At 40.7% G+C, this 13,250-nt stretch carries 11 protein-coding genes; 3 read left to right on the forward strand and 8 right to left on the reverse strand.

The window, feature by feature from the left end; all coding sequences use genetic code 11:
* Position 1 precedes the first annotated feature (1 nt).
* The 8 genes from oppC to yjbM all read right to left on the reverse strand — a co-directional run bounded on the left by oppC (position 2) and on the right by yjbM (position 10,215).
* Entirely contained in the window at positions 2-928 is a 927-nt protein-coding gene (gene oppC, locus SSAL8618_RS07450) for an oligopeptide ABC transporter permease OppC (protein ID WP_038676509.1), read from the reverse strand.
* Positions 928-2,421, reverse strand: a complete 1,494-nt coding sequence (locus tag SSAL8618_RS07455; RefSeq protein WP_038676511.1) for an ABC transporter permease — start codon at positions 2,419-2,421, stop codon at positions 928-930. Before SSAL8618_RS07455 ends, oppC begins: the two co-directional genes overlap by 1 nt.
* Before the next feature lie 60 nt (positions 2,422-2,481).
* The gene (locus SSAL8618_RS07460; RefSeq protein WP_038676513.1) at positions 2,482-4,452 is read right to left on the reverse strand and encodes a peptide ABC transporter substrate-binding protein; all 1,971 of its coding nucleotides are present in this window, start codon (positions 4,450-4,452) and stop codon (positions 2,482-2,484) included.
* A 181-nt stretch (positions 4,453-4,633) separates the two neighbouring features.
* On the reverse strand, positions 4,634-6,604 hold the full coding sequence (locus SSAL8618_RS07465; RefSeq protein WP_038676515.1) for a peptide ABC transporter substrate-binding protein: 1,971 nt from the start codon (positions 6,602-6,604) through the stop codon (positions 4,634-4,636).
* A gap of 236 nt (positions 6,605-6,840) precedes the next feature.
* A complete protein-coding gene (gene pta / locus SSAL8618_RS07470; RefSeq protein WP_038676516.1) occupies positions 6,841-7,824 on the reverse strand; it encodes a phosphate acetyltransferase in 984 nt (327 codons plus the stop codon).
* 15 nt (positions 7,825-7,839) lie between these two features.
* Entirely contained in the window at positions 7,840-8,736 is an 897-nt protein-coding gene (locus tag SSAL8618_RS07475; protein ID WP_038676518.1) for an RluA family pseudouridine synthase, read from the reverse strand.
* Positions 8,733-9,569, reverse strand: a complete 837-nt coding sequence (locus SSAL8618_RS07480; protein ID WP_002884507.1) for an NAD kinase — start codon at positions 9,567-9,569, stop codon at positions 8,733-8,735. The genes SSAL8618_RS07475 and SSAL8618_RS07480 overlap by 4 nt, the downstream gene beginning before the upstream one ends.
* Positions 9,541-10,215: a GTP diphosphokinase gene (yjbM, locus tag SSAL8618_RS07485; protein ID WP_014634828.1), complete on the reverse strand. Its 675-nt coding sequence runs from the start codon at positions 10,213-10,215 to the stop codon at positions 9,541-9,543. Before yjbM ends, SSAL8618_RS07480 begins: the two co-directional genes overlap by 29 nt.
* Before the next feature lie 95 nt (positions 10,216-10,310).
* Here yjbM and SSAL8618_RS07490 point away from each other — a divergent pair, with 95 nt between their 5' ends.
* The 3 genes from SSAL8618_RS07490 to SSAL8618_RS07500 all read left to right on the forward strand — a co-directional run bounded on the left by SSAL8618_RS07490 (position 10,311) and on the right by SSAL8618_RS07500 (position 13,249).
* Positions 10,311-10,886 carry a CYTH domain-containing protein gene (locus SSAL8618_RS07490; RefSeq protein ID WP_038676520.1) on the forward strand — a complete coding sequence of 192 codons (576 nt, stop codon included), beginning with the start codon at positions 10,311-10,313 and terminating at the stop codon, positions 10,884-10,886.
* Positions 10,887-11,161: 275 nt separating this feature from the next.
* Positions 11,162-12,133 (forward strand): ribose-phosphate diphosphokinase, encoded by a 972-nt coding sequence (locus SSAL8618_RS07495; protein WP_002884482.1) that lies wholly within the window; start codon positions 11,162-11,164, stop codon positions 12,131-12,133.
* A 3-nt stretch (positions 12,134-12,136) separates the two neighbouring features.
* Positions 12,137-13,249, forward strand: coding sequence for a cysteine desulfurase family protein (locus SSAL8618_RS07500; protein WP_038676522.1), 1,113 nt, complete (start codon positions 12,137-12,139; stop codon positions 13,247-13,249).
* The last annotated feature ends 1 nt before the right edge of the window (position 13,250 follow it).

Consider the following 13,250-nt stretch of genomic DNA (forward strand, 5'->3'; position numbering starts at 1 on the left):
CCTATCTATGCGTACGTGGGTCGCTGGCATCCGCCAAGTTTTGACCGACAATAAAGAGAGCAAGGGAAACGAGGATCAAGGTAGTCAATGGAATCCAGAAGAGATAAGCATTGACTGTAACGTTCTGTGCATAGTCTGAAATCAAACGACCAAGACTAGGCGTCGTAACAGGAGGCCCTAAACCAAAGTATGAAAGGAAGGCTTCGTAAGAGATAAATCCTGGCAAGAGCTGACTAGCCATAGTTACGATAACTGACACTAGTTGTGGCATGATGTTTTTAACCACAATCTTAGGAGTTGGTGTTCCCAGTGTACGAGAAGCCAAGTTATACTCCAAATCACGGTAACGCATGATTTGAATACGGATAGTATAGGCAATACCAATCCACCCTGTAACAGTCATGGCAAAGATCATATTCCAGAAACCAGCACCCAATGAGTAAGTCAAGACGATAACTACAAGGAGAGCAGGAATATTTGAGATGATGTTGTAGATTTCCATCATAATCATATCGAAGGTCTTAGAAATCCCCCAAACAGCACCTACAAGCAAACCAATAACAACGTTAAGGAAGGTAGCGATAACAGCAATAAGGATAGAATTACGAGCTCCAAACCAAACACTATCGAAGAGGGACTTACCATTACTGTCCGTACCGAACCAGTATTGAGCGTTTGGATGCACATAACGTACACTAAAGTCATTAACCTTAGACACATCATTAAAGTCAAATTTTGAAAACATCGGGTAGATAAAACTCATCAAAATGATAGCAATCAAGATTCCCAACATGACAGTTGTTGACTTCTTCTTGAAGAACTGACGCATCACCGATTTCCAGTATGAATAGGCCGGCGCATCAATTGTTTCAGAGGCAAAATCATCGCGCTTTACAAATTGGAACTTACTTTTATCAATTGAAGCCATTATTTACCTCCTTTAGATGTCAATTTGATACGTGGGTCAATCATAGTCATAAGGATATCACCCACAAGCAATGAGAAGATGGTGAGGGCTGTGAAAATAAATACAAGACCCACAACCATAGCGTTATTTGAAGCACGGACAGAGTCAATCAACATTTTACCCATACCAGGGAAGGCGAAGATTGTTTCTGTCAAGGTTGCCCCTGTGATAACACTAACGATAGATGCTGGGATTCCTGAAACCAAGGAAACCATAGCGTTTTTGAAAATGTGTTTATTCGAAATTTCTTGTTCTGACAACCCTTTGGCACGTGCAAAACGAACGAAGTCTTGTGATTGCAAGTCAATCATGTAACGACGAATCCAAATCGCAAGACCTGGTGTTGACAAGAGACCGAGAATAACAGATGGCAAGACGTATGAACGCCAGTCACCCGCACCCAAGATAGGGAAGGAATCTGGAAGACCAATCTCAGAACCAATCAAACGAATGATATAAACCAAGGCGATGGTTGGTAGTGAAAGTAAGAAAGTCAAGACACCTGTTGATACACTATCAAAGAGGGTATTTTTAAAGCGTGCCATGTATGATCCCAATGGAATTGCCAAAGCATAAGACAAGACCAAACCAATCAAACCTGCAATGGCAGAACTTGTCACCATTGATGGGTATTGGTAGCGACTCTTGGTCGCTGTGTATGGGTCATTTCCATAGTAAGAACGATCTCTAGCATCAGCCTGACTTGGTGATTTATAAGTACGAGAGTAGATATCTACTGAAGATACCTTCTTACCAGTAGGGAAGTTGACCTCAGAACTTTGTGTTTGTCCTTGACCTTGTGTAATAACATCAAGAACACCTTGCTCAGCATAAGTTGGGTAAGATGTACCAAGGTTCATCTTAACAAAGTTTTGGTGAACAAATGGGAACTGACCATTAAAGTAAAGCAAATATTTATGCTTAGTTCCTGAACCAACAACTGACCAACCGATAGCTGGGTCATTTTCAATACGGATGTAACGCTTCAAGTTTGGATTTGTTTTATCTTTAACCCATCCAGTATTGTCAAATTCAAAGAGGTGCGTATAGAAACCAAACACACGTTCAAGCACTGGCACATCACGTGTCGCATAGAATTGTTTACTTTGCTTGAACTGATGTAAACGCCAGCCATGTCCTAAACTATCCACATATTTTTGGTAGATAGCCTTATTTTCTTTTGTTGGCTTAGTGGTTACTGACTTATCAAGGGAGCTAGCTTTCTCCTGCAACTCCTTGGTATCATAGTAATCAATATAACCCATACGTTCATAGATTGTATTTTCATAGTTAGCCTTAGAATCAGCTGTCTTAGCAATCTTGTTGTAGTTAGGGTCCTGTCTGAAAATCAGACGCCTCGGCACCATGGTATAGATAATCGTGTAGGTCAAGGCCGTCACGACAAATATTGACAATAGAGAACGGAGGGTTCTCAATAAAATATATTTTTTCATGTCTCTTCCTTTAATTCCAAAAGAACTTTCCCAATCTAATGAGAAAGTTCCATCGTCCTTTTATTTAACGTGTTTCTCAAGGTCTTTTTGAGCTTTTTCGTTGGACTTAGACTTTTCTTTAAGCCAGCTTTCGCGAGCTTTATCATAGTTTTTCTTAGTGACAACATCTTTTTGAGGTTCAAGGTACTTGAAGTATCTGTCAGAACCCTTAGGTCCTACTTGAGAGTAAGCACCTGAGAATGGTGTCAAACGAGCTACCATTGGCGCAGCCCCCTTATTGACCATAAGTGGCATAAAGAGCGAGCTGTCTTCCAACCAAGCTTGTGCCTCAGCATAACGTTCATAACGTACATTGAGGTCGCTTGTTTCCTTAGCTGCATTATCAACCAAAGCATCAAAGTCTTTAAGACCTACTTGAGCTGCTGCTGCATTGTTAGGGTCGTCAAATCCCATGTAAGTTTTAGTGTTCTCACTAGCTGTTGTTTTGAAGATATCGAGGAATGTTGATGGATCTTCATAGTCAGGAGCCCAAGCTACTGAGATATTGATATCCCAGTCTTCTGCCGCTGCATTAGCTGCATACAATGTGCTATTTAGAAGATCATCTTGAGACATTTGATGAACATCTACCACGACATTTTCTTTACCAAGTGTCTTTTCAACAGATTGTTTCAAAGATTGTGCACGTGCAACCGTTGGTTTAGCTGCTTGGTCAACTGGAAGGTCCAAGTGAATTGGGAATTGAACACCTTCTCCTTGAAGAGCTTCCTTAGCTTTGTTAAATTCAGCCTTCGCTTTATCAGCGTTGAAGATACCATCTTGACTGTCTTTAAGGTTAACACCTGACCACTCATCACCATATGAAGCCATCTTTTCAGTTACCAAATCACCGAATGACTTGTCACCAGCATAAACAAAATCAGGTTTTACAAGAATGTTACGAACAGCAAGGGCTGCACCTTTTTCACCATTAAGTTGTGCTGAATAAGCTGTACGGTCAATAGCAAAGTTAACTGATTGACGGAAATCTTTGTTAAGAAGAGCTTTCTTAGTTGAATCTTTCTCAGCATCAGTCTTCTTAGATGTATGATTGTAAGACTGACGGTCAATATTAACACCAACCCCACCAATATCTGCAGATGGTTGTGTATAGAAGATATTATCTTTATATTGTTTTTCTACAGAATTAAAGTTTGAGCTTGTTGGATATAGACGTGCTTGACTATAAGCACCATCAGTGAAATTACGAACGAGTGATTCTTGGTCAGAAGCATCGTAGAAAGAAAGTTTAATGCCATCGAAGTGGACATTTTTCTTATCCCAGTAGTTTTCATTTTTAGCTAACTCAATAGATGATTTAGCTGTCAATGACTTAAGGATGTATGGACCATTATAAAGGATAGATGATGGATCTGTTGATTTACCAAAGCTATCCCCTTTTGACTTAAGGAACTCTTCATTAACAGGCCAGAAGAGAGAATAAGTCATCTTAGAATTCCAGTAAGGTTCTGGTTGTTTAAGTGTGTACTGAAGAGTGTAATCATCAAGAGCTTTAACGCCAACTTTAGAGAAGTCTTTATCAGTACCATTGAAATAATCAGCAAGACCTACTACAGAATCTTTTGCCAAGTAAATTGACTCTGTCTTTTTATCAGCAGCATGCTTAAGACCTGTTACGAAGTCTTTAGCTGTTACTTCTGCATACTCTTCACCATCTGAAGTGTACCATTTAACTCCCTTACGAAGTTTGTAAGTATAAGTCAAACCATCAGCTGAAACAGTCCAGTCCTTGGCAATAGAAGGTACCAAGTTACCATATTTATCGTTTTCCAAAAGGCCATCGACACCATTTGTCACAGCATCAGTCGTTGAACCTTTATTGGAAATAAGGTAGTCCAATGTTTCAGGATCGGCAGTATAAATATAGTTATAAGTATTTCTTGAAGTGTTTGATTTTGACGAACAAGCCACTAAAACCCCAACACTAAGAAGCGACACGCCCGCAAGGGCCAACCATTTACTTTTTTTCATAAGCATTCTCCAAAAAATCTTTTTTTATGTACCAACATTATACCATAAAAAATAAGATGAGTACAATTTTCAGAATATTTTGTCTTATGCTGGCTTTCTCACAATTATACTCCTTATGAACACTAGGAATTAGCCCTTTTTTGACAAAAGGAAAAGGCAAACTGCCTTTTCCTCAAGATTATTAATTAACGTGTTTCTCAAGATCTTTTTGAGCTTTTTCGTTAGATGCTTTCTTTTCTTTAAGCCATTTTTCACGACTTTGTTCATATTCTTTCTTAGTGACTACTTTTTCTTGTGGTTTCACATATTTGAAGTAGTCTGATGAGTTCTTATCACCCACCTGCATGCTAGCACCCGTAAATGGTGTCAAACGTGAGATAACTGGTGCTGCACCGTTACCAACAGTCAATGGAATGACAAGAGAGCTATCTTCCAACCAAGCTTGAGCTTGAGCATAACGGTCGTAACGAGCGTTGAGGTCTGTTGTTTCTGAAGCTGCTGAATCAAGCAAGGCATCATAATCTTTAAGACCTACTTGGGCTGCTGCTGCATTGTTTGGATCATCATATCCCATGAAAGTCTTGGTATTTTCACTTGATGTTGTTTTGAAGATATCAAGATAAGTTGATGGATCTTGATAGTCTGGACCCCAAACCACACCGTTAGAAATATCCCAGTCTTCTGCTGCAGCATTTGCCGCATTAAGAGTCGCATTTTGCATGTCATCAGATGACAATTGGTTAACATCGATAACCACATTATCGCTACCCAATGATTGTTCAATGGTTTGTTTCAAAGATTGGGCCTGAGCAACATGGATTTTAGAACTTTGGTCAACAGGAAGGTCCAAGTGAATTGGGAATTGTACCCCTTCTCCTTGAAGAGCCTCTTTGGCTTTGGCAAACTCAGTCTTAGCTTTTTCAGCATTGTAGAGGCCATCTTGACCATCAGTAAAGTTTACACCTGACCATTCATCACCATAAGAGGATATTTTCTCTGTTACAAGATCTCCAAAGGTCTTATCACCTGCACTGACAAAATCAGAAGGAACAAAGAGGTTACGTAGAGCTAGAGCTGCACCATCTTTACCATTCATTTGTGATTGATAAGCCGTACGATCAATTGCGAAGTTGATTGATTGACGGAAGTCTTTGTTTAGAAGAGCCTTCTTAGTTGATGTCTTTTCAGCATCCGTCTTCTTGGCTGAGAATTTATAGCTTTGGCGGTCAATATTAACACCAATGGCTGATGTAGACGCACCTGCTGCAGTGTAATAAATGTTATCTTTATATTTCTTCTCTACAGAAGAATAGTTAGAGCTCGTTGGGTAGACACGAGCCAAACTATAGGCACCATCCGTGAAACCACGTTCTAGAGCCTCTTGATCCGAACCGTCATAATATGACAATTTGATGGCATCAAAGTGTACATTCTTCTTGTCCCAATAATTTTCATTCTTAGTCAACTCAATAGATGATTTAGCTGTCAAAGATTTGAGAAGGAAAGGACCATTATAGAGGATAGATGTTGGGTCTGTTGACTTACCAAAATCTTTTCCTTTGTTCTTAAGAAAGTCTTCGTTAACTGGGAAGAGCAAGCCATAAGTTGTTTTAGAATTCCAGTATGGCTCAGGTTTTTTAAGTGTGTATTGCAATGTATAATCGTCGATTGCTTTAACGCCTACATTTGAGAAATCTTTATTGGCACCAGAGAGGTAGTCAGACAAGCCAGCAATAGAATCTTGCACCAAGTAAAGAGCTCCAGACTTGCCATCAGCCGCATGCTTAAGACCAGTCACAAAGTCCTTAGCAGTCACATCAGCATACTCTTCACCATCAGAAGTATACCATTTAACTCCCTTACGGATTTTATAAGTATAAGTCAGACCATCTTGAGAGACAGACCAATCTTCAGCTACTGAAGGGACAAGATTTCCATATTTATCTGCTTCCATAAGACCATCTACACCGTTTGTCACAGCTGTCTTAGTAGGTCCTGTATTTGAAGTGATGTAATCCAATGATTCTGGATCTGAATTATAAACATAACCATAAGTCGTTCCACTAGTACCTGACTTAGAAGAACAAGCCGCTAAGGCACCTACACTGAGGAGTGCCACACCCGCAAGGGCTAACCATTTGCTTTTTTTCATAAGATTTCTCCAAAAAATAAAATTTTACTCTTTCATTATAGCATAAATAATCAAGAAAAACAGTCGTTGTCAGACAATTTTGCACAAGCATTTTACATGATAAAACACGATAAACTCAATAATCCCTTGTATTTCCTAGATTTCTAGCCACTTCAATCAATTTATTTTTAATCACCAGTCATGCATAAAACAAAAAGGCCTAACCCCTTGGTTAAACCTCTGTTTCTAAGTTAAAATTAGCCATTAAGAGCTTGAGCAGCTGTGATAATAGCTAAATTATAAATGTCTTCAGCACTAGCACCACGAGAAAGATCGTTTACTGGTTTATTAAGACCTTGTAAGATTGGTCCGATAGCTTCGAACATTCCCAAACGTTGAGCAATCTTATATCCAATGTTACCTGCTTGCAAGCCAGGGAAAACAAAGACATTAGCATGTCCTGCTACGTCACTATCTGGAGCCTTAATAGCCGCTGTTGCTGGAACAAATGCTGCATCGAACTGCAACTCCCCATCAATAGCCAAGTCAGGACGCATTTCTTTAGCAATATTTGTTGCTTGAACAACCCTGTCAACTTTTGGCGATTTAGCAGAACCTTTTGTTGAGAAGCTAAGCATGGCCACTTTAGGATCAATACCAAAAACTTTAGCTGTTTCGGCAGTATTAATTGCAATTTCTGCCAATTCTTGAGCATTTGGTTCAATGTTGATGGCACAGTCAGCAAACATCAAGCGATGATCGGTATTTTCACGGTTCATAAGGAAGACACCTGATGTACGAGAAATACCAGGTTTTGTTTTGATAATTTGAAGGGCCGGACGTACCGTATCCGCTGTTGAGTGAATAGCACCTGAAACCATCCCATCAGCAAGACCAAGTTTAACTAGCATAACACCGAAATAGTTGACATCATGAAGCAACTTTTCCGCATCTTCCATTGTCGCTTTCCCTTTACGGATTTCAACAAATTTTTCCTTCATTTCCTCGAAATCTTCATAGGTTTCAGGATTAACAATTGTATAGTTAAAGTCTGCAAAACCAAGATCGTTCAAGATTTTGTGAACCTCTGCTGGGTCTCCCAAAATAATAGGATCAACCAATCCTTCAAATTTCAAACGGGCTGCTGCACGAACCACACGGTCGTCGTTACCCTCAGGGAAAACAATCTTAACACCTTTCCCTGAAATATGTTCACGAAGTTCACCAAATAGACTACGCATAAAAAAATTCCTCAATCAATCTTTTTTAGTTTGTAAATTCATGATAACGATTTCAAAATCATCTGTCAAGGAAGATGCATGGACCATCTCTTTTTTGGTGAAAGGATCAACAAATGCAAGACGGTGACAATGCAAGGCCTGGCGCTCAATACCATAGTCTAGAGAACCACCATAAAGATCATCTCCCAAAAGGGGAAGGCCTAAGTGGGCAAAGTGGACGCGAATCTGGTGAGTACGCCCAGTATGCAAATTGATATCAACCAGTTTAACCCTACCATAATCACCTACCAAACGATAACTAGTGTGGGCATATTTCCCCGACTTATGGACTCGACGTGTGATAATGGAATCCTCATCACGCGCAATCGGTGCAATTATTTCACCCTGCTTCTCAAGTTTGGTGTCACCTTCAACCAAGGCATAGTAATGTTTCTTGATAGACTTCTGTTGTAACTGTTTATCCATACGAGCATGGGCGTAACCATGCTTAGCAAACAGCATGAGACCAGAGGTGTCCTTATCCAAACGTGTCACAATATGCACACGCTGGTTGGGATAATTATTGCTGACAAAATGATGTTTGACAAAATTAGCCATGGTATTATCGTGGTTAACACTTGGAATACTAGCATAGCCATAGGGTTTATTAATCACCAAGAAGTTATCATCCTCATAGACGATATCCAAGTCAAAAGGAATTGGCTTCAAGGTTTCATGCGGTGCCTCGTCAGGGATTTCAATGGCAACCACATCTCCTTCATGGACAGGATAAGTCGCAAACTGCTCCTCGCCATTGACCCAAATATGACCACCTTCAAACTTAATCTTGGCCAGAAGTCCTTTTGAAATATCGTGCTCCTTCAAAAAGGTCTTGACACGACAAGAACGCCCTACTGTAAACTCATATCTCATTCTTCCATGTCTCCAATAAAGGAATCACGTACACGTTCCCAGAAACTTGTATGGCTGGCACTAGCCACAAAGGAAATCTTACGTTGGTCAATTGAGAATTCTACCTTTTTCACATTACGGTTGGTATAGGTTTTATTATCAACGGATAGAGTGTAGCTTCCCATTCGGGTAGGATAAACCGTAATCTTCTCATGTTTAGGCACAATAAGGGGACTGCCTAGCGTACGATACACACGATTATTAAGACTGGCAATCTCTGTCAGTTGCAAGGCTTCAATGGTAGGATGAAGGACCGCACCACCCAAAGATTTATTGTAGGCCGTTGATCCTGTAGGCGTTGACACCGACAACCCATCTCCACGAAAACTCTCAAACAAGACATCATTAAGGCAAACATCTGCTGCCATGGTTTTCTCATTACGCTTGATGGCTGCTTCATTAAGGGCAATCGACGTAAAAGAACGACCATCAGCCAGGGTCAATTTGACATTCAAAAGAGGGTAAGAAATCTTTGCACCACTATCTTTTCGAAGCGTCTCGATTAATTGATCCACTTCACTGTCCAAATAATCCGTATAAAAGCCTAAATGACCCGTGTGAATCCCTACAAAACGCACACGCGCAAGCTCTTTTTCATACATATGAAAGGCCGATAGCAACATGCCATCACCACCAATTGAGATGACCACATCTGGATTTTTCTTGGTCAAATAAAAATCAGGATCATCTCGAAAGGCATTAAAAAGTTTCGAGGCAACACGCCTACTTTGGGGTTTGCCATTGGCAATAATAGCTACCTTCATCTCATCCGAAGAGGTCTTCATCTGTGTCATCACTATTTCCTACACTATCCTTCAAAGTTCTATTAATTGGATCAAAGAGCAACTGGGCTTCTCTAATATCATCACGTATCTTCCGCATTTCTTCGTCAAGCTCATAAGCCATGCGGGCCGTAGTTTCCAAGCGAAGTTTAATCTCCTCAGGAAAATTCCCCTGATACTTGTAATTAAGGGAATGTTCAATGGTGGCCCAAAAGTTCATGGCCAAAGTCCTAATCTGAATCTCTGCAAGAATCTCCTTACGACCATCTATGGTATCAACGGGATAAGAGATAATAACATGATAAGAACGATAACCCGAATTTTTACGGTTTCTGATATAGTCTCGTTCTGAAACAATAGTCATATCACTACGATGACGAAGCAAAGCCAAAACCTCATCCACATCATCGACAAATTGGACCATGACTCGGAGACCAGCGATATCCTGCATATCTTGAGCTAAATTTTCAATCGAAAGGCCACGAAGGGCGATTTTCTCCTCAATGGAAGCCACTGACTTCACACGTCCGGTCACAAACTCAATAGGCGAGTGACGATTTTGCTTACGAAATTGTTTACGAATGCCTCGGAGCTTGATTTTGAGCTCACCTACGGCCTGAATATAGGGGTCTAGAAATTCTTCCCAATCCATGGTCAAGATAGGACTCCTCCTTGTCAAAAGCTTTAGTTTTTTATAAAATAAATACAATCTGTTATATTATACCACATTTGAAAGCACAAGGGAGGACACACATGAACCATTTAGAGATAGAGTACAAGACTCTACTCACCAAAGACGAGTACAATCGTTTAGCGATGCTTTTCTCCCATGTGACACCTGTTACGCAAACAAACTACTACATCGACACTCCTCAGAGTGACATGAGAAATAAAAAGTTGTCTTTGCGTATTAGGACACTTCCCACTCATGGTGAGCTGACCTTGAAAATCCCTGAAAAAGTCGGGAACATGGAGTACAACGTTACCATGGATTCTGCGGATGCTAAGGCTTTGACTAAGTCGCTGGACTTTCCTGATTGTCAAATCAAATCCATTCTTTTAGAACGTGGGGTTAAACTAGAGGACCTAACCATCCTCGGACATTTGACCACAACTCGTCGCGAATACCAGACCAACATCGGCCTCATGGCTCTTGATGTCAATGTCTATGCTGACAAGAAAGATTACGAGCTTGAACTAGAAGTTTCGGATGCTGAGAAAGGTAAAGACGACTTTGATGCCTTTCTTAAAGAAAATAATATTGACTTTAAGTATGCCAAGAGTAAGGTTGCACGCTTTGTAGCTACCCTCAAACGAGACAAAGACTAAAATTTAGACAAGGAGTTGGCTCCTTGTTTTTTTTTATTTTAAACACATGTAGCTTCAAATGCCACAAGTATTTAGAACTCCAGAGGGTAATAGATTTCTCTAAAAACGCATACAAAGGCGTTTTATCTAACAAAGGTTCGGTATTTTTCACTAATACCACACTTTGAAGGCTGAAATTTCTGCTTCTTTTTGCTAAAATAGAACTATCTGTAGTTTTATTACAATAGCCCTAACTGGGCTTAGCATCTTATTTTTTTAAAGGAGTCACCATCGTCATGGTACATCAAAAAGCAAACCCACAATTGAAATTGTTCTCGCTCAGCTCAAACCCAGAAATTGCTGAAAAAATTGCTGAGGCTACTGGATTGCCACTTGGTAAAGTATCTTCACGTCAATTTTCTGACGGTGAAATCATGATCAACATTGAAGAGTCTGTTCGTGGGGACGATATCTATATCATCCAATCTACTAGCAACCCTGTTAACGACCACCTTTGGGAATTGCTCATCATGATTGATGCCTGCAAACGTGCCAGTGCTAACTCTGTCAACGTTGTTATGCCTTACTTTGGTTATGCACGTCAAGACCGTATCGCTGCGTCACGTGAACCAATCACTGCTAAATTGATAGCCAATATGCTAGTTAAAGCTGGTGTCAATCGTGTCTTGACGCTTGACCTTCACGCTGTCCAAGTTCAAGGATTCTTCGATATCCCAGTAGATAACCTCTTCACAATGCCTTTGTTTGCTGAATACTACAACAAAAAAGGATTTACAGGAAGTGATGTTGTCGTTGTTAGCCCTAAAAACTCAGGTGTTAAACGTGCTCGTAGCTTGGCGGACTACCTTGATGCACCAATCGCTATCATTGACTACGCTCAAGATGATTCAGAACGTGAAGAAGGCTACATCATCGGTGAGGTTGAAGGAAAAACAGCAATCTTGGTTGATGATATCCTTAACACTGGTAAAACGTTTGCTGAAGCTGCTAAAATCCTTGAACGTGGTGGCGTTAAAGACATCTATGCAGTAGCTAGTCACGGTCTCTTTGCAGGAGGTGCTGCTGAAGTCCTCAACGCTGCTCCAATTAAAGAAATCTTGGTGACAGATTCAGTTGCAACTAAAGAAAAAGTTCCTACAAACGTTAAATACATTTCAGCAAGTAAGCTAATCGCTAACGCTACTACTCGTATTTTCGAACGTCAACCACTTAGCCCACTCTTTGCTTACACTGCAAACGAGGACTAAGCTATGGTTTATTTGGACAATGCAGCAACAACTCCTTTAAATACTGCTGCTATTTCAGCTATGACACATGTCATGACTGAAACCTTTGGGAATCCATCCAGCCTCCATGCTTACGGTCGACGGGCTTCTAAGGAACTTCGTGAAGCCCGTGAAGAAATGGCCAAATACTTTGAAGTCCCTGCTCGTAAGCTTATTTTCACTTCTGGGGGGACCGAAGGAAACAATACAGCTATCAAAGGTTACGCCCTAGCCAATCAAGCTAAAGGTAAGCACCTGATTACAACTGCTATTGAACACCACTCTGTCCTTCACACCATGGCCTACTTGGAAGAGCGTTTTGGTTTTGAAGTAACCTATATTCAACCAGAAAATCAAGTCATTACTGCTCAACAAATCGCTGATGCCTTGCGTGACGATACTATTCTAGTTTCTGTTATGTATGCCAATAACGAGACCGGCCAATTGCTTCCTATCAAGGAAATTGGTGACTTGCTTGCCAATCACCAAGCTGCCTTCCACGTTGATGCCGTTCAGGTAGCAGGAAAACTTCCTATTCACCCAGAGGAACTTGGAGCTGATTTTCTCTCTATTAGTGCCCATAAATTCCATGGACCTAAAGGTATCGGCCTGCTCTATCATAACGATTTGCATTTTGACAACCTACTCCATGGTGGTGAACAAGAGGAAAAACGTCGTGCCAGCACTGAAAATCTGGTCGGGATTGCAGGTATGACCGCTGCTTACAAACATGCTAGCGACCACTACCAAGACAATTACCAGCATGTTGAAAAGATTCGTCAGGCCTTTCTAGATACCCTTACCATTCCTTATGAAATTAATGGTGGAGGACCTAGCCTACCTCACGTCATCAACATCAGTTTTCCTGGTAAGGAAAATGGGCCTCTCTTAACCTTGTTAGACTTAGCTGGCTTTGCTGTTTCAACGGGTTCTGCTTGTACCGCTGGAACTGTTGACCCTAGCCACGTCATCCAAGCCCTCTATGGCAAGGAGTCTGACAAGTTAAAAACAGCTATCCGCATTAGTTTATCAGAGGAAAATACCGCTGAAGAACTCCAAGCTCTAGCAGAAAAACTTAATCAAATCATAGGAGACTAAC

This window comes from Streptococcus salivarius (assembly GCF_000785515.1).
GTDB lineage: Bacteria > Bacillota > Bacilli > Lactobacillales > Streptococcaceae > Streptococcus > Streptococcus salivarius.